Genomic DNA, 20,303 nt, shown 5'->3' on the forward strand with positions numbered 1-20,303 from the left:
CCCGTCACATCAAACGCTTACGCTCGCTGGAAGGCGCGATCCCGAGGGACTCGCGGTACTTGGCGACGGTTCGACGGGCGACCTGAATGCCTTGTGCCTCCAGTAAACCAGCGATCTTACTGTCACTCAATGGCTTTTTCTGATTTTCCGCGGCAACCAGTTTTTTGATGATCGCGCGGATCGCCGTGGACGAGCATTCACCGCCTTCGGAGGTGCTGACGTGGCTGGAGAAAAAGTATTTCAGCTCATATATACCCCGTGGGGTATGCATGAATTTTTGCGTGGTAACCCGCGAAATCGTCGATTCATGCATGCCGACCGCTTCGGCGATATCATGCAGCACCAGCGGTTTCATGGCTTCGTCGCCGTACTCCAGGAAGCCGCGCTGGTGCTCGACGATCTGCGTGGCCACTTTCATCAGGGTTTCGTTGCGGCTTTGCAGGCTCTTGATGAACCAGCGGGCTTCCTGCAGCTGGTTACGCATGAAGGTGTTGTCGGCGCTGGTGTCGGCGCGACGCACGAAACCGGCGTATTGCGGATTGACCCGCAGGCGTGGCACCGATTCCTGGTTCAGCTCCACCAGCCAGCGCTCATTGTCCTTGCGCACAATGACGTCGGGCACTACGTATTCGGCTTCGCTGGATTCGATCTGCGAGCCGGGGCGTGGGTTGAGACTCTGGACCAGCTCGATGACCTGGCGCAGGTCGTCTTCCTTGAGCTTCATGCGGCGCATCAACTGGCTGTAGTCGCGACTGCCCAGCAGGTCGATGTAATCGGTGACCAGCCGCTGGGCCTCGGCGAGCCAAGGCGTCTTGGCCGGCAGTTGGCGCAATTGCAGCAGCAGGCATTCGCTCAGGGTGCGCGCGCCGATCCCGGCAGGCTCGAATTGCTGGATGCGGTGCAGGACGGCTTCGATTTCGTCCAGCTCGATATCCAGTTCCGGGTCGAACGCTTCAAGAATTTCTTCGAGCGTCTCGTCTAGATAACCCTGGTTGTTGATGCAGTCGATCAGGGTTACGGCGATCAGGCGGTCGGTATCCGACATCGGCGCCAGGTTCAGTTGCCACAGCAAATGGCTTTGCAGACTCTCGCCGGCGGAGGTGCGGGTGGTGAAGTCCCACTCGTCATCGTCATTGCTGGGCAGGCTGCTGGCGCTGGTCTGGTAGACGTCTTCCCACGCCGTGTCGACGGGAAGTTCGTTGGGGATGCGTTCGTTCCACTCGCCTTCTTCAAGGTTATCCACCGTTGGGGCGGTTTCCTGATAGGAAGGTTCCTGCACGTCGGAATTGGGTTTTTGCTCGATGTTATCGGCCAGCGGGTCTGCGTTATCGAAGTCGTCGCCTTCTTCCTGGCGTTCGAGCATCGGATTGGACTCCAGGGCCTCCTGGATTTCCTGTTGCAGGTCCAGGGTCGACAATTGGAGCAGGCGGATGGCCTGTTGCAGCTGCGGTGTCATCGTCAGCTGCTGGCCCATTCTCAGGACTAGCGATGGTTTCATGGCAGGGGCTTAACACCTTATTCGCCGGCGCAATGCGCCATCCACGACAGGGCGCGTGAGCGCCAAACATAAGCAAATTATATGCCTGATGTCGGGGGCTTTGCCTAGAGCGCGGTAACAATAAAAATCCGGAGGTTTTCATTGACTCCCGCGCACCTCGGCAAACGGCCGTGACACCACGGTGTTTACAGGCGGAACTCGTGACCCAGGTACACTTCCTTGACCAGTTCGTTGGCCAGGATGGTGGCGGAATCACCTTCGGCGATCAGTTGGCCATCGTTGACGATATACGCGGTCTCGCAGATATCGAGGGTCTCACGGACGTTGTGGTCAGTGATCAACACGCCAATGCCCTTGGCCTTGAGGTGATGGATGATCTGCTTGATGTCGCCGACCGAGATCGGGTCGACGCCGGCAAACGGTTCGTCCAACAGGATGAACTTGGGCGCAGTGGCCAGCGCGCGGGCGATTTCCACACGACGACGCTCGCCGCCGGACAGGCTCATGCCGAGGTTGTCGCGGATGTGATTGATGTGGAACTCCTGCAGCAGGCTTTCCAGCTCCTTGCGACGGCCGTCACGGTCGAGTTCCTTGCGGGTCTCGAGGATCGCCATGATGTTATCGGCGACCGACAGTTTGCGGAAGATCGACGCCTCCTGCGGGAGATAGCCGATACCGGCGCGCGCACGGCCGTGCATTGGCTGGTGGCTCACGTCCAGGTCGTCGATCAACACGCGGCCCTGATCCGCCTGGACCAGGCCGACGATCATGTAGAAGCAGGTGGTCTTGCCGGCGCCGTTGGGGCCGAGCAAGCCGACGATCTGGCCGCTGTCGATCGACAGGCTGACGTCGCGCACGACCTGACGGCTTTTATAGGCCTTGGCCAGATGCTGGGCTTTCAGGGTTGCCATTACTCGGCCTTCTTCTTCGGCTGGATAACCATATCGATACGTGGGCGTGGCGCGGTGACCTTGGAGCCATTGGCGCGCCCGGCGTTAGCGATCTGTTTCACGGTGTCATAGGTGATTTTTTCACCTTCCGTGGAGTTGCCGTCGGGGCTCAGTACCTTGGCCTGGTCGATCAGCACGATGCGGTTCTGCTGGGCATGGTACTGGATAGTCTTGCCATAGCCTTTCATCGGGCCGGTATCGGTCGCGGACTGCTTCTGTTCGAAGTAAGCCAGGTTGCCTACCGACGTCACCACGTCGATATCGCCAGTTTGGGTGCGCGTAAGCGTCACGGTATTGCCGGTGATCTTCATCGAACCCTGGGTGATGATCACGCCGCCGGTATAGGTAGCGACGCCTTGCTTGTCATCCAGCTGCGCATCGTCAGCCGAAATGTGGATCGGCTGCTGGCTATCGTTCGGCAGAGCCCAGGCGCTCACGCTTCCCAGTGCTGCGCCCAGACCGAGCAAAATAGGGAGAGTTTTAACGAGCCTCATACTGTCCTCTTACGTTCGATAGCAGGTGTATCCTGCTTTCTTTCAAATACGCTTTCATTCCCTTGCCAGTCGATACACCGCCAGCGCCGTCGATTCTAACGTCTTGCTCGGTCTGCGCATATTGCTTCTGCGGGAATACGGTCATGCGACTGCTGGTAATCACGGTCTCACGATTTTTATCGTCGGTGCGCGCAACGCGCACCGAGTCGATCAGTTCCACCTCGGTACCGTCCGGGTTGACCTCACCACGCTTGCTGGTGACGTGCCATGGGAACTCGGTGCCGCGGTAAATGTTCATATCAGGGTTGGTCAGCAGCGTAATTTCGCTGGCCTTCACGTGCTCGACCTTGTCTGAGGTCATCTCGTACTGCACCTTGCCGTCGGGCAGGAACTGCACGCTCTTGGCATTGATGGCGTAATAGTCGATAGCCCCCTCATCAACCTGCGCGGCAGGCTGGTCGAGAAAGCGCTCCGGGCTGATGTTCCAGTAGCCCACCGCCAGGAACAGCGCAGCGATGACCCCGAATATCAGAAAGTTGCGAATCTTTTTGCTCAGCATAAAACGCTCTATAAGTAGGCGGCGTGGGCCGCTTCAAGGCTGCCCTGGGCACGCAGGATCAGCTCGCAGAACTCGCGGGCGGCACCTTCACCGCCACGGGCGGTGGTGATGCCATGGGCGTGCTCGCGAACAAACGCCGCCGCATTGGCGACGGCCATGCCCAGGCCTACTCGACGGATCACCGGCAGGTCTGGCAGGTCATCGCCCAAGTAGGCGACCTGCTCATAGCTTAGGTTGAGTTGGCCAAGAAGCTCGTCCAGAACCACCAGTTTATCCTCGCGGCCCTGATACAGGTGAGGAATCCCCAGGTTTTGTGCGCGGCGTTCCACAACCGGAGTTTTCCGACCGCTGATAATCGCCGTTTGCACGCCCGATGCCATCAGCATCTTGATGCCCTGGCCGTCGAGGGTGTTGAACGTCTTGAATTCGCTGCCGTCCTCGAGGAAGTACAGGCGGCCATCGGTCAGCACGCCATCAACGTCGAAAATCGCCAATTTGATGTTTTTACCGCGTTGCAACAGATCGCTGGTCATTTACATCACTCCCGCACGCAGCAAGTCGTGCATGTTCAGGGCGCCGATCGGGTGGTCATTGCCATCGACCACCACCAGCGCGCCGATCTTATGGTCTTCCATGATTTTCAAGGCTTCGGCCGCCAGCATCTCGGGGCGGGCGGTCTTGCCGTGGGGGGTCATCACCGCGTCGATGGTGGCGGTGTGGATATCAATGGTGCGGTCCAGGGTGCGACGCAGGTCGCCGTCGGTGAAGACCCCGGCCAGGCGGCCGTCGGCTTCCAGGATCACGGTCATGCCGAGGCCCTTGCGGGTCATCTCCATCAACGCGTCCTTCAGCAAGGTGCCGCGCTGGACGTGGGGCAATTCATCACCGGAATGCATGACGTTTTCCACTTTCAGCAGCAGGCGGCGGCCCAGGGCGCCACCTGGATGGGAAAACGCGAAGTCTTCAGCGGTAAATCCACGGGCTTCCAGCAACGCCACGGCCAGGGCGTCGCCCATGACCAGTGCGGCGGTGGTGGAGGAGGTGGGTGCCAGGTTCAGTGGGCAGGCTTCATGGTCCACGTGAACATTCAGGTTCACTTCGGCGGCCTTGGCCAGCGTCGATTCCGGGTTGCCGGTGAGGCTGATCATCTGGATGCCCAGGCGCTTGATCAGCGGCAACAGGGTCACGATTTCGTTGGTGGTGCCTGAGTTTGACAGCGCCAGGATGATGTCATCCTTGGTGATCATGCCCATGTCACCGTGGCTGGCTTCGGCCGGGTGCACGAAAAATGCGGTGGTCCCGGTGCTGGCCAGGGTGGCGGCGATCTTGTTGCCGACGTGGCCCGACTTGCCCATGCCGACCACGACAACGCGGCCTTTGCTGGCCAGAATCATCTCGCAGGCGCGTACGAAATCTGCGTCGATATGCGCCAGCAAGCCTTCTACGGCTTCAAGCTCGAGGCGGATGGTGCGTTGTGCGGATTGAATAAGGTCGCTGGATTGGCTCATGTCTGAAATCGTATAGCCTGACGAAAAGTCGGCGATTATAGCGGTAATGATCAATTCCCTCACGCTAGTTCGTCAGGCTTTGTTCGCAATGCGCCTGAGATTCATCCTAAGCAACAAGTTTTCCCTGTCCCCAATCTGAACAAGCGCTGTTCCGGCCTTGGGCGCCTTGTACCAGCAGTGATATAGTTCGCCGCCAGTTCGGTCCGCCCAGCCCACGTGCCAACTATTGCACAACGGTTGCAAACGTTTGTCGCAAGCGTGGTGTCTGAGTGAGAGGCTGCATCCCAAGGAGTTTAGATGAGTGCCGATAACGCCTACGCGGTCGAGCTGAAGGGACTGACCTTCAAGCGCGGGACGCGCAGCATCTTCAATAACGTCGATATCCGCATTCCGCGCGGGAAGGTCACGGGCATCATGGGGCCTTCCGGTTGCGGCAAGACCACCCTGTTGCGCCTGATGGGCATGCAATTGCGTCCCAGCGCCGGCGAAGTGTGGGTCAATGGCCAGAACCTGCCGACGCTGTCGCGCAGCGATCTGTTCGATGCGCGCAAACATATGGGTGTTCTGTTTCAGAGCGGTGCGCTGTTCACCGACCTCGATGTGTTCGAGAACGTGGCCTTTCCGCTGCGGGTGCACACCCAACTGTCCGATGAAATGATTCGTGACATCGTGTTGCTGAAACTGCAGGCCGTAGGCCTTCGTGGTGCCATCGACCTGATGCCTGACGAGCTGTCCGGTGGTATGAAGCGCCGTGTGGCCCTGGCGCGCGCCATTGCCCTCGACCCGCAGATCCTCATGTATGACGAGCCCTTCGTCGGCCAGGACCCCATCGCAATGGGCGTGCTGGTGCGCTTGATCCGCCTGCTCAATGATGCGCTGGGCATCACCAGTATCGTGGTTTCCCACGATCTTGCAGAAACCGCGAGCATTGCCGATTACCTCTATGTGGTCGGCGATGGCCAGGTGCTGGGGCAGGGCACGCCTGAAGAGCTGATGAACGCAGACAACCCGCGCATTCGCCAATTCATGACCGGCGATCCTGATGGCCCGGTGCCTTTTCACTTTCCGGCAGCGGATTACCGCTCAGATCTTCTGGGGAAGCGCTGATGCGCAAGACATCTCTTATCGAGAAGGTTCGCCTTTTCGGTCGCTCGGGTATCGACATTGTCGAAGTGCTCGGCCGTTCGACGATTTTCCTGTTCCACGCCCTGCTCGGTCGCGGCGGTATTGGCGGTGGCTTCGGCCTGCTGGTCAAGCAGCTGCATTCGGTCGGCGTGATGTCCCTGGTGATCATTGTGGTCTCCGGGGTGTTCATCGGCATGGTGCTGGCGTTGCAGGGCTTCAATATTCTTTCCAGCTACGGTTCGGAGCAGGCGGTCGGGCAGATGGTCGCCCTGACGCTGCTGCGTGAGCTGGGGCCGGTGGTGACCGCCTTGCTGTTCGCCGGGCGTGCGGGTTCCGCGCTGACCGCCGAAATCGGCAACATGAAGTCCACCGAACAGCTGTCCAGCCTGGAAATGATCGGTGTGGACCCGCTCAAGTACATTGTTGCCCCACGCCTGTGGGCCGGCTTCATTTCCCTGCCACTGCTGGCGATGATCTTCAGCGTGGTCGGTATCTGGGGCGGTTCGTGGGTGGCGGTGGACTGGCTGGGCGTCTACGACGGTTCCTACTGGGCCAACATGCAAAACAGCGTGACCTTCAGCGGTGACGTGCTCAACGGCATCATAAAGAGCATCGTCTTCGCCTTTGTCGTCACCTGGATCGCCGTATTCCAAGGCTACGACTGTGAGCCCACTTCAGAAGGGATCAGTCGCGCCACCACCAAGACCGTTGTGTACGCCTCGCTGGCGGTACTGGGCCTTGACTTCATTTTGACCGCCTTGATGTTTGGAGATTTCTGATGCAAAACCGCACTGTGGAAATCGGTGTCGGCCTTTTCTTGCTGGCTGGCATCCTGGCTTTACTGTTGTTGGCCCTGCGAGTCAGTGGCCTGTCGGCCAGTCCGACCGCCGACACTTATAAACTTTACGCGTACTTCGACAATATCGCCGGTTTGACTGTCAGAGCTAAAGTGACCATGGCCGGTGTGACTATCGGCAAGGTCACGGCAATCGATCTGGATCGCGACAGCTTCACCGGGCGAGTGACCATGCAACTGGACAAGAAGGTAGATAATCTGCCAACTGACTCCACTGCATCTATCCTCACTGCGGGTCTGCTGGGCGAAAAATACATCGGTGTCAGCGTGGGTGGGGAGACAGCCCTGCTCAAGGATGGCTCGACAATCCACGACACACAGTCGTCGCTGGTGCTTGAAGACCTGATCGGTAAATTCCTGCTTAATACGGTCAATAAAGACGCCAAATGAGGAATCTGTTCATGATCTCTACCTTGCGACGTGGCCTGCTGGTGTTGTTGGCAGCGCTGCCGCTGATGGCTAACGCTGCAGGTTCTGCCCACGACCTGGTGCAGGACACTACCAGCAAGATGCTGGCTGACCTGAAAGCCAACAAAGAACAGTACAAGCAAGACCCTTCCCGGTTTTACGAAGCACTCAACACCATTGTTGGTCCGGTGGTCGATGCTGAAGGCATTTCCAAAAGCATCATGACGGTCAAGTATTCGCGCAAAGCTACCCCTGCGCAGATGCAGACGTTCCAGGAAAACTTCAAGAAGGGCCTGTTCCAGTTCTACGGTAACGCTTTGCTTGAGTACAACAACCAGGGTATTACCGTCGCTCCAGCCGGTGACGAGTCCGGTGATCGCACCAGCGTCAACATGAGCGTCAAGGGCAACAACGGCGCCGTCTACCCGGTCCAATACACGCTGGAGAAGGTCAACGGCGAGTGGAAGCTGCGTAACGTGATCATCAACGGGATCAACATCGGCAAGCTGTTCCGTGACCAGTTCGCCGACGCCATGCAGCGCAATGGCAACGATCTGGACAAAACCATCAATGGTTGGGCCGGTGAAGTCGCCAAGGCCAAGGAAGAAACCGATAAAGCTGCCGGGAAGCCTGCGCAATGACCGAGTCGGCTGTTCGTCTAGGCGATGCCGGCGAGCTGTTCATCAGTGGCGTGTTGGACTACCGTTCCGGGCCTGACCTGCGCAAGCAGGGCCAGGCCTTGATCAAGACCAGCACTGCCCCTGCGCTGGTGCTGGATTGTTCGGCTGTGACCAAGTCCAGCAGCGTCGGCTTATCGTTGTTGCTGTGCTTCATGCGTGATGCCGAAGCGGCTAAAAAGTCCGTCAGCATCCGTGCTATGCCCGAAGACATGCGTGAAATCGCCGAAGTTTCCGGGTTGACCGAGCTGCTGGCGCATCCTTAATACACATTATTAGAGAGGCCCCCCGTCAGAGTCCTGCTATGCGGGGTTCGCAGGCGCGGGGCTTTTTTGTATGATGTGCGACCCGCGCGCACTGGGCGCCGATAGAGGTTGAGCATGCAGGCCCTAGAAGTTAAGAGCTTTCTTGAAGGAAAGCTGCCGGAAACGACCGTTGAAGTTGAAGGCGAAGGCTGCAACTTCCAGCTGAACGTGATTAGCGATGAACTGGCGGCACTCAGCCCGGTCAAGCGTCAACAGCAGATCTATGCCCATTTGAACCCGTGGATCACCGATGGCAGCATCCATGCGGTCACTATGAAATTTTTCAGCCGCGCGGCCTGGGCCGAGCGCACCTGAGCCCCCAAGGCGTCGAGATTCTTATGGATAAATTGATTATTACCGGCGGTGCCCGCCTTGATGGCGAGATTCGCATCTCCGGTGCAAAAAACTCCGCCTTGCCGATCCTGGCAGCGACCCTGCTGTGCGATGGCCCGGTCACCGTGGCCAACCTGCCGCACCTGCACGACATCACCACCATGATCGAGCTGTTCGGTCGCATGGGCATTGAGCCGGTGATCGACGAGAAACTGGCTGTCGAAATCGACCCGCGCACTATCAAGACCCTGATCGCCCCGTACGAACTGGTGAAAACCATGCGTGCGTCGATCCTGGTGCTGGGCCCGATGGTTGCTCGTTTCGGTGAAGCCGAAGTCGCCCTGCCTGGCGGTTGCGCCATCGGTTCGCGTCCGGTGGACCTGCACATCCGTGGCCTCGAAGCCATGGGCGCAGTGATCGACGTCGAAGGCGGCTACATCAAGGCCAAGGCGCCGGAAGGCGGCCTGCGTGGCGCGAATTTCTTCTTTGATACCGTCAGCGTAACCGGTACCGAGAACATCATGATGGCCGCTGCCCTGGCCAAAGGCCGCAGCGTGCTGCAGAACGCCGCGCGTGAGCCGGAAGTGGTCGACCTGGCCAACTTCCTGAACGCCATGGGTGCCAAGGTTTCCGGTGCCGGCACCGACACTATCACCATCGATGGTGTAGAGCGCCTGCACACCGCTACCTATAAGGTCATGCCAGACCGCATCGAGACCGGCACCTACCTGGTTGCCGCCGCCGTGACCGGTGGCCGCGTCAAGGTCAAGGACACCGATCCGACCATCCTGGAAGCGGTCCTGGAAAAACTGCGCGAAGCCGGTGCCGAAATCACCACCGGTGAAGACTGGATCGAGCTGAACATGCACGGCAAGCGTCCTAAAGCCGTCAACGTGCGCACCGCTCCGTACCCGGCGTTCCCGACCGACATGCAGGCGCAGTTCATTTCATTGAACGCCATTGCTGAAGGCACCGGCGCCGTGATCGAGACCATCTTCGAAAACCGCTTCATGCACGTGTACGAACTGCACCGCATGGGCGCGAAGATCCAGGTTGAAGGCAACACCGCCATCGTTACCGGCACCGAGAAACTCAAGGGCGCGCCAGTGATGGCCACTGACCTGCGGGCTTCGGCCAGCCTGGTGATCTCGGCGCTGATCGCCGAAGGCGATACCCTGATCGACCGTATCTACCACATAGACCGTGGTTACGAGTGCATTGAAGAAAAACTGCAGATGCTCGGCGCAAAAATCCGCCGCGTACCGGGCTAGTTGCTGTTTGTAGTGAGCGGGCTTGCCCCGCGCTGGAGTGCGAAGCGCTCCCAAGATTTTTAGGGCCGCTTCGCAGCCCAGCGCGGGGCAAGCCCGCTCACTACAAATTAAAAAAGCAGTATGCTGAATTTGTTTCAAATCGAGGCTGTAATGGCCTCGATCTGTGTCCGGCGCCGTTTGCGACCGGGCAGCAATAGCCTGATGAAGGACTGACGTTTCCCATGTTGACCATCGCACTGTCCAAGGGCCGCATCCTTGACGACACTTTGCCGCTTCTGGCTGAAGCGGGCATCGTGCCGACCGAGAATCCGGACAAGAGCCGCAAGCTGATCATCCCCACGACCCAGGACGACGTTCGCCTGTTGATCGTGCGGGCTACCGACGTGCCGACCTACGTTGAGCATGGCGCGGCAGACCTGGGTGTCGCCGGTAAAGACGTGTTGATGGAATACGGCGGCCAGGGCCTGTACGAGCCATTGGACCTGCGTATCGCCCTGTGCAAGTTGATGACCGCTGGCCGTGTCGGTGATGTCGAGCCCAAAGGCCGCCTGCGCGTCGCGACCAAGTTCGTCAACGTTGCCAAGCGTTACTATGCCGAACAAGGTCGTCAGGTCGACATCATCAAGCTCTACGGTTCGATGGAGCTGGCGCCGCTGATCGGCCTGGCCGACAAGATCATCGACGTGGTCGACACCGGCAACACGCTGCGTGCCAACGGTCTTGAGCCGCAAGAATTCATTGCCGACATCAGTTCCCGCCTGATCGTCAACAAAGCATCGATGAAGATGCAGCACGCCCGTATCCAGGCGTTGATCGACACCCTGCGCAAGGCAGTTGAGTCGCGACACCGCGGTTGACTTACCCGCGTAGCCGGAAGGCTGCGCCCGTCTATCCGCCTCATAGCCAGAATTCTCAGGTGCCCAAGCGGAAACGACTGCTGGAAAGGTGCGCTGACGTTCAATAACGAAGCGCGCCTTACCCCAAAAGGCAACTTATGTTAGTAGAAGATTCTTTTTCAATAATTAGCGACGCGTAGCAGCCTGCCTTTTGAGGTAAGGCCCTGCGGGTTGGCACTGTGGTCGCGCCATGCTGCGTTGCGGGACTTGGTAAGGAAACAACCCTTACCAGCGTCCCGCGCCTTGCCTGGCACAACCACAGTACCAACGCGCTTCGTTATTGAACGTCAGCGCACCTTCGGGCGCCTGAGTTTTTGCCAATTCTATTGAGGCCCTCGCTATGACCACGTCCACTGCAATTGCCCGACTCAACGCTGCCGATCCGGATTTTGCCCATCATCTGGATCATCTGCTGAGCTGGGAAAGCGTGTCCGACGATTCGGTCAACGGGCGAGTACTCGACATCATCAAGGCCGTGCGCGAGCGCGGTGATGCGGCGCTGGTGGACTTCACCCGCCAGTTCGATGGCTTGGACGTCGCGTCGATGTCCGACCTGATCCTGCCCCGTGAACGCCTGGAACTGGCCCTGACACGCATTACTGCACCTCAGCGCGAAGCCCTGGAAATTGCGGCGGCGCGCGTGCGCAGCTACCACGAAAAACAGAAACAGGACTCCTGGAGCTACACCGAGGCCGACGGCACCGTGCTGGGCCAGAAGGTCACGCCACTCGACCGCGCTGGCCTGTACGTGCCGGGCGGCAAGGCGTCGTACCCGTCGTCGGTGTTGATGAACGCGATCCCGGCCAAAGTGGCGGGCGTGACCGAAGTAGTTATGGTGGTGCCAACCCCGCGCGGTGAAATCAACGAGCTGGTGCTGGCCGCCGCCTGCATCGCCGGTGTCGACCGCGTGTTCACCATTGGTGGCGCCCAAGCCGTCGCGGCCTTGGCTTACGGTACTGAGAGCGTGCCGAAAGTCGACAAGGTGGTCGGCCCTGGCAATATCTACGTCGCCACCGCCAAGCGCCACGTGTTCGGCCAGGTCGGTATCGACATGATCGCCGGCCCGTCGGAAATCCTCGTGGTGTGCGACGGCCAGACTGATCCGGACTGGATCGCCATGGACTTGTTCTCCCAGGCCGAGCACGACGAAGACGCCCAGGCGATCCTGGTCAGCCCGGACGCGGAATTCCTCGACCAAGTCGCCGCCAGCATCAACAAGCTGCTGCCGACCATGGACCGCGCCGAGATCATCGAGAAGTCGATCAATGGCCGTGGCGCGTTGATCCTGGTGCGTGACATGGAGCAGGCCATTGAAGTGGCCAACCGCATCGCGCCGGAGCACCTGGAGCTGTCCGTCGCCGATCCGCAAGCCTGGTTGCCGTCGATCCGCCACGCCGGTGCGATCTTCATGGGTCGCCACACCAGCGAAGCCCTGGGCGACTACTGCGCGGGCCCGAACCACGTGCTGCCGACGTCCGGCACTGCGCGTTTCTCGTCGCCGCTGGGGGTGTATGACTTCCAGAAGCGTTCGTCGATCATCTTCTGTTCGCCACAGGGTGCCTCCGAGCTGGGCAAGACCGCCTCGGTGCTGGCCCGTGGTGAGTCCCTGAGCGCTCACGCCCGTAGCGCTGAATACCGCATCCTTGAAGAGAAGGGGAACTGAGACATGAGCAAATTCTGGAGCCCTTTCGTCAAGGACCTCGTGCCTTACGTGCCCGGCGAGCAACCCAAGCTGACCAAATTGGTCAAGCTCAACACCAATGAAAACCCCTACGGCCCATCGCCCAAGGCGTTGGCCGCGATGCAGGCCGAGTTGAACGACAACCTGCGCCTGTACCCGGACCCAAACAGCGACCTGCTCAAGCAGGCGGTCGCCAAGTATTACGGGATCGATGCTGGCAAGGTGTTCCTTGGCAACGGTTCCGATGAAGTCCTCGCGCACATTTTTCACGGCCTGTTCCAGCACGATCTGCCGCTGCTGTTCCCGGATATCAGCTACAGCTTCTATCCGGTTTACTGCGGGCTCTATGGCATCAAGTCCGCTCCGGTGCCGCTGGACGAACAGTTCCAGATCCGCGTGGCGGACTACGCCAAGCCGAACGGCGGGATCATCTTCCCCAACCCGAACGCGCCCACCGGCTGCGTGCTGGCGCTGGACGCCGTGGAGCAGATCCTCAAGGCCAGCCCGGACTCGGTGGTGGTGGTCGATGAAGCCTATATCGACTTCGGCGGTGAAACCGCCATCAGCCTGGTGGACCGCTACCCGAACCTGCTGGTGACCCAGACCCTGTCCAAATCGCGCTCACTGGCCGGTTTACGGGTGGGCCTGGCCGTGGGCCATCCCGACCTGATCGAGGCGCTGGAGCGCGTCAAGAACAGCTTCAACTCCTATCCGCTGGATCGCCTGGCGATTGTCGGCGCAGCGGCGGCGTTCGAGGATCGTGAGTACTTCGAGAAGACCTGCCGATTGGTTATCGATAGCCGTGAGAAAGTCGTGGCACAGTTGGCAGCCAAAGGCTTTGAAGTGTTGCCGTCGGCAGCCAACTTCATCTTTGCCCGTCACCCACAGCATGACGCGGCGGGCCTGGCGGCCAAGTTGCGTGAGCAAGGGGTGATTGTTCGTCACTTCAAGCAGGAGCGGATTGCCCAATTCCTACGGATCAGCATTGGCACGCCGGAGCAGAACCAGGCGCTGATCGATGGCCTCGGCGAGCTCTAAGCCACACTGAAGATCAAAAATGTGGGAGCGGGATTGCTCCCACATTTGGTTTTGCGGCGTTAGTTACAGCAGCGGTTCGTCAGGCTTCTTGTTCTTCCAACCATCATTGCCCGGCAGCAGCAGGTTCAAACCAATCGCCACCACCGCACACAGGGCGATGCCCTTGAGGCCGAAATCATCCGGGCCGGTGCCGGTGCCGACCAGCACACCGCCAATCCCGAACACCAACGTCACCGACACGATCACCAGGTTGCGCGCCTCGCCCAGGTCGATCTTGTGGCGGATCAGCGTGTTCATGCCCACCGCAGCAATCGAACCGAACAGCAGGCACAGGATCCCGCCCATCACTGGCACGGGGATACTCTGCAGCAGTGCGCCGAACTTGCCGATGAACGCCAGGCTGATGGCAAACACCGCCGCCCAGGTCATGATTTTCGGGTTGTAGTTCTTGGTCAGCATCACCGCGCCGGTCACTTCCGCGTAGGTCGTGTTAGGTGGGCCGCCAAACAGGCCGGCGGCCGTGGTGGCAATGCCGTCGCCCAGCAGGGTGCGGTGCAGGCCGGGCTTCTTCAGGTAGTCGCGACCGGTCACGCTGCCGACCGCAATCACACCGCCGATATGCTCGATCGCCGGCGCCAGGGCCACGGGGACGATGAACAGGATCGCCTGCCAGTTGAATTCCGGCGCGGTGAAGTGGGGTAGGGCGAACCACGGTGCGGCGGCGATCTTCGCCGTGTCGACCACGCCAAAGTAGAACGACATGGCAAAACCCACCAGCACGCCGGAAATGATCGGCACCAGGCGGAAAATCCCCTTGCCGAACACCGCCACGATCAAGGTGGTCAGCAGCGCCGGCATCGAGATCAGCATCGCCGTCTGGTAATGGATCAGCTCGGTGCCGTCACCGGCTTTACCCATCGCCATGTTGGCGGCGATCGGTGCCATGGCCAGGCCGATGGAGATAATCACTGGCCCGATCACCACGGGCGGCAGCAGCCGGTCGATAAACCCGGTGCCCTTGATCTTCACGGCCAGGCCCAGGAAGGTATAAACGAAGCCGGCGGCCATCACCCCGCCCATGGTCGCCGCGAGGCCGAACTGGCCCTTGGCGAGAATGATCGGGGTGATGAATGCAAAGCTCGACGCCAGGAAGACCGGCACCTGCCGCCCTGTCACCAGCTGGAACAGCAACGTGCCCAGGCCCGCGGTGAACAGTGCGACGTTTGGATCAAGACCTGTGATCAGTGGCATCAACACCAGCGCGCCAAATGCTACGAAGAGCATTTGTGCGCCAGACAGGATCTGGCGCCAAAGCGGGTCGTTGAATTCATCCTGCATGCTCACGCGTCCTTCTGCTTGGTGCCGAAGATCTTGTCACCGGCATCGCCCAGGCCTGGGATGATGTAGCCGTGTTCGTTCAGGCGCTCGTCGATGGACGCGGTGTAGATCTGCACGTCCGGGTGGGCCTTCTCGACGGCCGCAATGCCTTCGGGCGCAGCGACGAGAACCATGGCGCGGATGTCCCGGCAACCGGCTTTTTTCAGCAGGTCGATGGTGGCAACCATGGAACTGCCGGTAGCCAGCATCGGGTCGATGATCATCGCCAGGCGCTCGTTGATTTCCGGAACGAGTTTTTCCAGGTAGGTGTGGGCTTCCAGCGTCTCTTCGTTGCGGGCTACGCCCACGGCGCTGACCTTGGCGCCCGGGATCAGGCTGAGGACGCCTTCAAGCATGCCGATACCGGCGCGCAGGATCGGGACCACGGTGATTTTCTTGCCAGCGATTTTTTCCACCTGGACGGGACCGGCCCAACCGGGGATCTCGTAGGTTTCCAGGGGTAAATCCTTGGTGGCTTCGTAAGTGAGCAACGCTCCGACTTCCTGAGCAAGCTCACGGAAGTTCTTCGTGCTAATGTCGGCGCGGCGCATAAGGCCGAGCTTGTGTCGGATCAGCGGATGGCGGATCTCGCGAGTGGGCATGGGAAAGGCTCCGGCGGCGGGCAAAAAAACCGGCCTAGATTAATCTATCCGAGGGTGTTGTCCTATAGACATCTAGTACGTTAGTCCATTAAGGCTTGCTCGGAGCGCACGAGAAGCGTACCTTCGCCCGCTTTTCTTGCCACAGCACCCCCTTGGAGAGCGCCATGTCCGCTGATCTCGAGCATATCCGTCAAATCATGCGCGAGGCTGACTGCCTGTACACTGAAGCGCAAGTCGAAGAGGCGATCGCCAAGGTCGGCGCGCACATCACCCGCGAAATGGCCGACACCAACCCGGTGGTCTTCTGCGTGATGAACGGTGGCCTGATCTTCGCCGGCAAATTGCTGACCCACCTGCAATTCCCGCTGGAAGCCTCCTACCTGCACGCCACCCGCTATCGCAACGAAACCAGCGGCGGCGACCTGTTCTGGAAAGCCAAGCCGGAAGTCTCGTTCATCGACCGCGACGTGCTGATCATCGACGACATCCTCGATGAAGGCCACACCCTGGGCGCGATCATCGACTTCTGCAAGCACGCTGGCGCGCGCAAAGTGCACACAGCCGTATTGATCGACAAAGAGCACGACCGCAAAGCTCGCCCAGACCTGAAGGCTGATTATGTCGGCCTGCCGTGCATCGACCGCTACATCTTCGGTTACGGCATGGACTACAAAGGTTACTGGCGCAATGCCAACGGGATCTACGCCGTCAAAGGGATGTAAGCGATGACCCGTTTTCTTGATCAGACGCTGTTTGCCGAGTTGGCCGAGAAAGCGGGCGCGAGTCCTCGTGGCCGCCACCATCACAATTTCCATCAGATGGAAGAGCCCTGCCATCGCCTGGCGGTGGGCCTGCAACCGGACACCTACGTGCCGCCTCACCGGCACCTGAGCGCGGACAAGGCGGAAACCTTGCTGGTGCTGCAGGGCCGTTTGGGTTTGCTGGTGTTCAGCGAAACGGGCGAAGTGCTCGCCAAGCGTGTGATGCAGGCCGGTGGTGAATGCGCCGGCGTCGATCTTCCGCCCGGTGTATTCCACGGTTTGGTGGTGCTGGAGCCCGACACCGTTATGTTCGAGTGCAAGGCTGGGCCCTATCGTCCGGTGGGCGAAGGCGAATTGGCCGACTGGGCCCCCCGCGAAGGCGATGCCGGCGTGGCCGAGTATCAACGCTGGATGCTTGACCAGTTCGATTGAGCTACAGTGCTGGGCCCATCTTGCCGGAGCGGCCCATGAGCCTGTTGATACGCACCTGCGCCGCCCTGGCGCTGACCCTCAGCCTGCCGCTGGCCGCGGCGCCTGCACCGATGCACAGCCAGTTCCTGCCCTCGGACGACCTGAGCCTGCGCGCCGAAGCGCCGGATCAGCAGCAATTGCTGCAAGTCACCGAGTACGCGGTGGTGGTGGGCAACCAGCGCCAGTCCAGCCAGCAGCCGATCCCGGTGACCTCGCCGCTGATGATCCGCCTCAAGGGTAAGCCCCTGAACAAAGGTGCGACCATCGCCCAAGTGGTGCTCAATTTCGACGCCGAAAGCAAAAGCCTGAAAAAGCCGGCCTACGATGACAAGAGTAAAACCCTGACCTTGTCCTACCCGGTGGCCCAATACCGCGTGATTGTCGACCTGCTGCGCAATGACGCCGTGTATGTGCAGTTTCTCAGTTATGCCAACGGGCATATCTGGGCGGATCTGCACACGGGTGCTGTAAAGGCGAGGTAGCCCCGCCTACACAAGCCTGCGCCTCGCAGGTAGACTTCAAACCCCGTGTAAATGTCTGCAGGCTGGAGTCGGTAATGCGTAAAGATAAGAAACAGGTGATTGGTGACGAGATCGGCGACGATCAGATCAAGTTGTTCCTGGACTTCGAGCCGGTCGACGCGACTTCACCGTCCCTGCACAAACTGATCAAGGCCTACCGTGGCCTGCGTATCGACGACTTCGAACGGTTCCTGGGCTTCTTCAAGGAAGCCGGCCTTGACCTCGACGGCAAGGATGAACATGGCCAGACCTTTGTCGATCTGATCAAGGACCAGCGTAATGCCGCCGAGTACATCGAGCTGATCGATAACGCCCGCGGCTGATTATCCTAGACACACAAAAACGCCCCGCTCTCATCATGAGATCGGGGCGTTTTTTATGGCGTCACGACCTCAAGCGTAGCTTTCGGTCTCGGCGGCAGGTGCCACCAGCTCAAGGCTGATGTTGTTCTGCGTGTTGATCTTGCGATACAGCTCGGCATCCGTCTCCAGGACCTTTTCCCGCGCCGGGAAAATTTCCTGCAACTTGGCGGCCCATTCACCCGCCGCTTTGCTTGGGAAGCACTTCTCGATCAGTTCCAGCATGATCGAAACGGTCACCGAGGCACCTGGGGATGCACCCAGCAGGGCGGCCAACGAACCGTCTTTGGCCGCGACCAGCTCGGTGCCAAATTGCAGCACGCCACCTTTCTTCGGATCTTTCTTGATGATCTGCACCCGTTGGCCGGCCACTTCCAGGCGCCAGTCTTCGGCTTTTGCCTCCGGGTAGAAGCGACGCAGGGATTCCAGGCGCTGTTCCATCGACTGGCGCACTTCGCTGACCAAGTACTTGGTCAGGTCCATGTTGTCACGGGCCACGGCGAGCATCGGGCCGATGTTGCCGGCGCGAATCGACATCGGCAGGTCGAGGAACGAGCCGTGTTTGAGGAACTTGGTCGTAAAACCGGCGTATGGCCCGAACAACAGGGACTTCTTGCCGTCCACCACACGGGTGTCCAAGTGCGGCACGGACATCGGCGGCGAACCCACGGCGGCCTGGCTGTAGACCTTGGCCTGGTGGTGCTTGACCACTTCCGGGTTGTCGCAACGCAGCCACTGGCCGCTGACCGGGAAGCCGCCAAAACCTTTGCTTTCTTCGATGCCCGAGGCCTGCAGCAGCGGCAGGGCTGCGCCACCGGCGCCGAGGAACACGAACTTGGCGTCCACTTCACGGCTGTTGCCGCTGTTGACGTCCTTGATGCTCACGGTCCAGCCCGCGCCGTTGCGCTTGAGGCCGGTGACGCGCTTGCAATACTTGACCTGGGCGTCGGGCGAGCTGGTCAGGTGGCCGAGCAATTGGTTGGTCAGTGCGCCGAAGTTGACGTCGGTGCCGTTCATGACACGGGTGGCCGCGATTTTTTCGTCGAGCGGGCGGCCCGGCATCATCAGCGGCATCCACTCGGCCATTTCGCTACGGTCTTCGGTGTAGTGCATGTCCGAAAACGCGTGGTGCTGGCTGAGGGATTCAAAGCGCTTCTTGAGGAAAGACACGCCTTTGTCGCCCTGCACGAAGCTCAGGTGCGGCACCGGGCTGATAAAGGATTTCGACGAGCCAAACGTGCCCTTTTTAGTCAGGTACGCCCAGAATTGCTTCGACACCTCGAACTGGGTGTTGATGTGCACGGCTTTCTTGATGTCGATGGAGCCATCGGCGGCCTGGGGTGTGTAGTTCAGTTCACACAGCCCGGCGTGGCCGGTCCCGGCGTTGTTCCACGGGTTGGAACTTTCCGCGGCACCCGAATCCATCAGCTCAAGGACTTCCAGCTTGAGACCGGGGTCGAGCTCTTTGAGCAGTACGGCCAGGGTGGCACTCATGATGCCGGCCCCTACCAGTACTACGTCGACTGCTTCGTTATGCGCCATTTAACGCGTCTCCAAAATCTGCAGCACCAAATTGACGGCATGGCTGCCAGGAGTGACGGGGCGGTTCACGTGTTGCCCCAGGTTACCCATGGCCAGGATCGCCATGTCCGATTCGCAATTCTTTGCATGTTCAGCGCACGCTTCCTGCCGGGCTAATCTGCCTATGAACGCATTCATGGGCGCCTGTGGCAATTCGACTTATGGTCAAAGCGTGCGATTCGTGCAACCAATCCGTAGCGGACAGGCTCAAGCTCCGGTTTTTAAGGCGTGCTCGGTCCTGTGTGGTTGGGCTGTTCCAGACGCTGATGGTGCTTGTACAAACGCCAAACTATTCATTTGCTCGCCACACTCTTGTGAAGTTGTGAAAACCCGTTTTTTCACGCTCTTTTGAAGACGTGAACCTCAAAAAAGGGCTGCCCCAGCTTGGCACCTGGCCCCTAGCCGACACGCGGCAAAACGGGCAAACAACTCAAGTGGCCGAGCGCAATGGCAGCTCTGGCAGATTCGGTAAAGGCGGGTGGTTTGCAAAGAAAACAGCAAGCGCGCCAGCTTCACTCGATCTGTGTGGGCGGCTCTCTGTGGGCGATTGGGGGGTTAGTGCCGAGGCATTAACGATGCTGCGAGGCCCGATCAGGAGACGTCCTTATAATCGGGGGGAGATTGTAGCGAAGAACGCCAAGGAAATGGGCGTGTTTTATGACTTTTATTAGGTGTTCGGTCAGGCGGCCAACGGCTGGTGCCGGGGCGACCGCGCAGGACGCGGGCTGACGCGGGCACGGGCCGGCAATGGGTGGTGCATCCAGCTCAGGCGGATTTCATCGATTTCCACCCAACCGTCACCTACAGGAGGCTGGCTGCATTCTTTGAAGGCCTGGCAACGACCTTGCGCATCCAGCAGGGCGAACTGGCGAAGGGCGGGCTTGCGCGTAAACAGTGACCAGAGAAAATGCATGGTGTCAGACCTCCTGAGATTGGGGCCAAGCTTGCCTGTCGGGCATGACGAGCCTGTGTATCAGTCGTGACATATCAGTGACATCGAACCGCTAGAGTCCACGCGGGTCTCAGGTTGTA

Annotated in this window: 24 protein-coding genes; 14 read left to right on the forward strand and 10 right to left on the reverse strand. The window is 59.8% G+C overall.

Translation table 11 applies throughout. From position 1 onward, the window contains the following. Positions 1-4: 4 nt before the first annotated feature. The 6 genes from RB216_RS04340 to RB216_RS04365 form a co-directional block, all read right to left on the reverse strand. Entirely contained in the window at positions 5-1,498 is a 1,494-nt protein-coding gene (locus RB216_RS04340) for an RNA polymerase factor sigma-54 (RefSeq protein ID WP_016974289.1), read from the reverse strand. 185 nt (positions 1,499-1,683) lie between these two features. Further along, positions 1,684-2,409 (reverse strand): LPS export ABC transporter ATP-binding protein, encoded by a 726-nt coding sequence (gene lptB / locus RB216_RS04345; RefSeq protein WP_003171806.1) that lies wholly within the window; start codon positions 2,407-2,409, stop codon positions 1,684-1,686. Then, the gene (lptA, locus tag RB216_RS04350; RefSeq protein ID WP_028618859.1) at positions 2,409-2,942 is read right to left on the reverse strand and encodes a lipopolysaccharide transport periplasmic protein LptA; all 534 of its coding nucleotides are present in this window, start codon (positions 2,940-2,942) and stop codon (positions 2,409-2,411) included. Before lptA ends, lptB begins: the two co-directional genes overlap by 1 nt. Further along, on the reverse strand, positions 2,929-3,501 hold the full coding sequence (gene lptC, locus RB216_RS04355) for an LPS export ABC transporter periplasmic protein LptC (RefSeq protein ID WP_028618860.1): 573 nt from the start codon (positions 3,499-3,501) through the stop codon (positions 2,929-2,931). Before lptC ends, lptA begins: the two co-directional genes overlap by 14 nt. 8 nt (positions 3,502-3,509) lie before the next feature. After that, on the reverse strand, positions 3,510-4,034 hold the full coding sequence (locus RB216_RS04360) for a KdsC family phosphatase (RefSeq protein ID WP_010213109.1): 525 nt from the start codon (positions 4,032-4,034) through the stop codon (positions 3,510-3,512). Further along, the gene (locus RB216_RS04365) at positions 4,035-5,009 is read right to left on the reverse strand and encodes a KpsF/GutQ family sugar-phosphate isomerase (RefSeq protein ID WP_028618861.1); all 975 of its coding nucleotides are present in this window, start codon (positions 5,007-5,009) and stop codon (positions 4,035-4,037) included. It abuts the gene before it with no gap. 297 nt (positions 5,010-5,306) lie between these two features. Between RB216_RS04365 and RB216_RS04370 the strand changes: the two genes are divergently transcribed. From RB216_RS04370 to hisC, 10 genes are all read left to right on the forward strand, one after another. Then, the gene (locus RB216_RS04370; protein ID WP_003171811.1) at positions 5,307-6,116 is read left to right on the forward strand and encodes an ATP-binding cassette domain-containing protein; all 810 of its coding nucleotides are present in this window, start codon (positions 5,307-5,309) and stop codon (positions 6,114-6,116) included. Continuing rightward, positions 6,116-6,913, forward strand: a complete 798-nt coding sequence (gene mlaE, locus RB216_RS04375) for a lipid asymmetry maintenance ABC transporter permease subunit MlaE (RefSeq protein ID WP_028618862.1) — start codon at positions 6,116-6,118, stop codon at positions 6,911-6,913. The genes RB216_RS04370 and mlaE overlap by 1 nt, the downstream gene beginning before the upstream one ends. Beyond that, a complete protein-coding gene (mlaD, locus tag RB216_RS04380) occupies positions 6,913-7,380 on the forward strand; it encodes an outer membrane lipid asymmetry maintenance protein MlaD (protein WP_003171814.1) in 468 nt (155 codons plus the stop codon). Before mlaE ends, mlaD begins: the two co-directional genes overlap by 1 nt. Positions 7,381-7,391: 11 nt before the next feature. Beyond that, positions 7,392-8,039: an MlaC/ttg2D family ABC transporter substrate-binding protein gene (locus RB216_RS04385; protein ID WP_028618863.1), complete on the forward strand. Its 648-nt coding sequence runs from the start codon at positions 7,392-7,394 to the stop codon at positions 8,037-8,039. Next, positions 8,036-8,341, forward strand: coding sequence for an STAS domain-containing protein (locus RB216_RS04390; protein ID WP_028618864.1), 306 nt, complete (start codon positions 8,036-8,038; stop codon positions 8,339-8,341). Before RB216_RS04385 ends, RB216_RS04390 begins: the two co-directional genes overlap by 4 nt. A 114-nt stretch (positions 8,342-8,455) precedes the next feature. Further along, entirely contained in the window at positions 8,456-8,695 is a 240-nt protein-coding gene (locus tag RB216_RS04395) for a BolA family protein (protein WP_003188597.1), read from the forward strand. Between the two features lie 23 nt (positions 8,696-8,718). Further along, positions 8,719-9,984, forward strand: coding sequence for a UDP-N-acetylglucosamine 1-carboxyvinyltransferase (gene murA / locus RB216_RS04400; protein ID WP_010213103.1), 1,266 nt, complete (start codon positions 8,719-8,721; stop codon positions 9,982-9,984). A 221-nt stretch (positions 9,985-10,205) separates the two neighbouring features. Next, the gene (hisG, locus tag RB216_RS04405) at positions 10,206-10,841 is read left to right on the forward strand and encodes an ATP phosphoribosyltransferase (protein ID WP_010213102.1); all 636 of its coding nucleotides are present in this window, start codon (positions 10,206-10,208) and stop codon (positions 10,839-10,841) included. A gap of 379 nt (positions 10,842-11,220) precedes the next feature. Continuing rightward, positions 11,221-12,543 (forward strand): histidinol dehydrogenase, encoded by a 1,323-nt coding sequence (hisD, locus tag RB216_RS04410; protein ID WP_028618865.1) that lies wholly within the window; start codon positions 11,221-11,223, stop codon positions 12,541-12,543. 3 nt (positions 12,544-12,546) lie between these two features. Next, positions 12,547-13,599: a histidinol-phosphate transaminase gene (hisC, locus tag RB216_RS04415; protein ID WP_308908361.1), complete on the forward strand. Its 1,053-nt coding sequence runs from the start codon at positions 12,547-12,549 to the stop codon at positions 13,597-13,599. Between the two features lie 63 nt (positions 13,600-13,662). On the opposite strand, the gene RB216_RS04420 is transcribed toward hisC, so the two are convergent. Together RB216_RS04420 and upp are read right to left on the reverse strand one after the other, a co-directional pair. Beyond that, the gene (locus RB216_RS04420; protein ID WP_068938000.1) at positions 13,663-14,937 is read right to left on the reverse strand and encodes a uracil-xanthine permease family protein; all 1,275 of its coding nucleotides are present in this window, start codon (positions 14,935-14,937) and stop codon (positions 13,663-13,665) included. Between the two features lie 2 nt (positions 14,938-14,939). Continuing rightward, positions 14,940-15,578: a uracil phosphoribosyltransferase gene (gene upp, locus RB216_RS04425; RefSeq protein WP_010213094.1), complete on the reverse strand. Its 639-nt coding sequence runs from the start codon at positions 15,576-15,578 to the stop codon at positions 14,940-14,942. A gap of 164 nt (positions 15,579-15,742) precedes the next feature. On the opposite strand from upp, the gene RB216_RS04430 reads away from it, so the two are divergent. The 4 genes from RB216_RS04430 to RB216_RS04445 all read left to right on the forward strand — a co-directional run bounded on the left by RB216_RS04430 (position 15,743) and on the right by RB216_RS04445 (position 17,654). After that, positions 15,743-16,300: a hypoxanthine-guanine phosphoribosyltransferase gene (locus tag RB216_RS04430; protein WP_028618868.1), complete on the forward strand. Its 558-nt coding sequence runs from the start codon at positions 15,743-15,745 to the stop codon at positions 16,298-16,300. A gap of 3 nt (positions 16,301-16,303) precedes the next feature. Continuing rightward, positions 16,304-16,771, forward strand: coding sequence for a WbuC family cupin fold metalloprotein (locus RB216_RS04435; protein WP_028618869.1), 468 nt, complete (start codon positions 16,304-16,306; stop codon positions 16,769-16,771). Between the two features lie 35 nt (positions 16,772-16,806). Continuing rightward, positions 16,807-17,292 carry a hypothetical protein gene (locus tag RB216_RS04440; RefSeq protein WP_028618870.1) on the forward strand — a complete coding sequence of 162 codons (486 nt, stop codon included), beginning with the start codon at positions 16,807-16,809 and terminating at the stop codon, positions 17,290-17,292. 74 nt (positions 17,293-17,366) lie between these two features. Beyond that, a complete protein-coding gene (locus RB216_RS04445; protein WP_003188614.1) occupies positions 17,367-17,654 on the forward strand; it encodes a PA4642 family protein in 288 nt (95 codons plus the stop codon). Between the two features lie 69 nt (positions 17,655-17,723). Here the strand turns inward: RB216_RS04445 and mqo are convergent, their stop codons facing one another. Both mqo and RB216_RS04455 read right to left on the reverse strand, forming a co-directional pair. After that, positions 17,724-19,232 (reverse strand): malate dehydrogenase (quinone), encoded by a 1,509-nt coding sequence (gene mqo / locus RB216_RS04450; RefSeq protein ID WP_308908362.1) that lies wholly within the window; start codon positions 19,230-19,232, stop codon positions 17,724-17,726. 718 nt (positions 19,233-19,950) lie between these two features. Continuing rightward, positions 19,951-20,184: a hypothetical protein gene (locus tag RB216_RS04455; RefSeq protein ID WP_010213085.1), complete on the reverse strand. Its 234-nt coding sequence runs from the start codon at positions 20,182-20,184 to the stop codon at positions 19,951-19,953. Positions 20,185-20,303: the final 119 nt, after the last annotated feature.

This window comes from Pseudomonas canadensis, from assembly GCF_030980095.1.
GTDB lineage: Bacteria > Pseudomonadota > Gammaproteobacteria > Pseudomonadales > Pseudomonadaceae > Aquipseudomonas > Aquipseudomonas canadensis.

What these genes read in the sequence shown, in the direction of transcription:
- hisD (WP_028618865.1), top strand. Translation starts at nt 11,221, where the DNA reads ATGACCACGTCCACTGCAATTGCCCGACTCAACGCTGCCGATCCGGAT.
- RB216_RS04390 (WP_028618864.1), top strand. Translation starts at nt 8,036, where the DNA reads ATGACCGAGTCGGCTGTTCGTCTAGGCGATGCCGGCGAGCTGTTCATC.
- RB216_RS04360 (WP_010213109.1), bottom strand. Translation starts at nt 4,034, where the DNA reads ATGACCAGCGATCTGTTGCAACGCGGTAAAAACATCAAATTGGCGATT.
- RB216_RS04395 (WP_003188597.1), top strand. Translation starts at nt 8,456, where the DNA reads ATGCAGGCCCTAGAAGTTAAGAGCTTTCTTGAAGGAAAGCTGCCGGAA.
- mlaE (WP_028618862.1), top strand. Translation starts at nt 6,116, where the DNA reads ATGCGCAAGACATCTCTTATCGAGAAGGTTCGCCTTTTCGGTCGCTCG.
- RB216_RS04440 (WP_028618870.1), top strand. Translation starts at nt 16,807, where the DNA reads ATGAGCCTGTTGATACGCACCTGCGCCGCCCTGGCGCTGACCCTCAGC.
- RB216_RS04430 (WP_028618868.1), top strand. Translation starts at nt 15,743, where the DNA reads ATGTCCGCTGATCTCGAGCATATCCGTCAAATCATGCGCGAGGCTGAC.
- upp (WP_010213094.1), bottom strand. Translation starts at nt 15,578, where the DNA reads ATGCCCACTCGCGAGATCCGCCATCCGCTGATCCGACACAAGCTCGGC.
- mlaD (WP_003171814.1), top strand. Translation starts at nt 6,913, where the DNA reads ATGCAAAACCGCACTGTGGAAATCGGTGTCGGCCTTTTCTTGCTGGCT.
- hisC (WP_308908361.1), top strand. Translation starts at nt 12,547, where the DNA reads ATGAGCAAATTCTGGAGCCCTTTCGTCAAGGACCTCGTGCCTTACGTG.
- lptC (WP_028618860.1), bottom strand. Translation starts at nt 3,501, where the DNA reads ATGCTGAGCAAAAAGATTCGCAACTTTCTGATATTCGGGGTCATCGCT.
- RB216_RS04455 (WP_010213085.1), bottom strand. Translation starts at nt 20,184, where the DNA reads ATGCATTTTCTCTGGTCACTGTTTACGCGCAAGCCCGCCCTTCGCCAG.
- RB216_RS04420 (WP_068938000.1), bottom strand. Translation starts at nt 14,937, where the DNA reads ATGCAGGATGAATTCAACGACCCGCTTTGGCGCCAGATCCTGTCTGGC.
- mqo (WP_308908362.1), bottom strand. Translation starts at nt 19,232, where the DNA reads ATGGCGCATAACGAAGCAGTCGACGTAGTACTGGTAGGGGCCGGCATC.
- RB216_RS04365 (WP_028618861.1), bottom strand. Translation starts at nt 5,009, where the DNA reads ATGAGCCAATCCAGCGACCTTATTCAATCCGCACAACGCACCATCCGC.
- RB216_RS04340 (WP_016974289.1), bottom strand. Translation starts at nt 1,498, where the DNA reads ATGAAACCATCGCTAGTCCTGAGAATGGGCCAGCAGCTGACGATGACA.
- RB216_RS04445 (WP_003188614.1), top strand. Translation starts at nt 17,367, where the DNA reads ATGCGTAAAGATAAGAAACAGGTGATTGGTGACGAGATCGGCGACGAT.
- lptA (WP_028618859.1), bottom strand. Translation starts at nt 2,942, where the DNA reads ATGAGGCTCGTTAAAACTCTCCCTATTTTGCTCGGTCTGGGCGCAGCA.
- murA (WP_010213103.1), top strand. Translation starts at nt 8,719, where the DNA reads ATGGATAAATTGATTATTACCGGCGGTGCCCGCCTTGATGGCGAGATT.
- RB216_RS04370 (WP_003171811.1), top strand. Translation starts at nt 5,307, where the DNA reads ATGAGTGCCGATAACGCCTACGCGGTCGAGCTGAAGGGACTGACCTTC.
- RB216_RS04435 (WP_028618869.1), top strand. Translation starts at nt 16,304, where the DNA reads ATGACCCGTTTTCTTGATCAGACGCTGTTTGCCGAGTTGGCCGAGAAA.
- RB216_RS04385 (WP_028618863.1), top strand. Translation starts at nt 7,392, where the DNA reads ATGATCTCTACCTTGCGACGTGGCCTGCTGGTGTTGTTGGCAGCGCTG.
- hisG (WP_010213102.1), top strand. Translation starts at nt 10,206, where the DNA reads ATGTTGACCATCGCACTGTCCAAGGGCCGCATCCTTGACGACACTTTG.
- lptB (WP_003171806.1), bottom strand. Translation starts at nt 2,409, where the DNA reads ATGGCAACCCTGAAAGCCCAGCATCTGGCCAAGGCCTATAAAAGCCGT.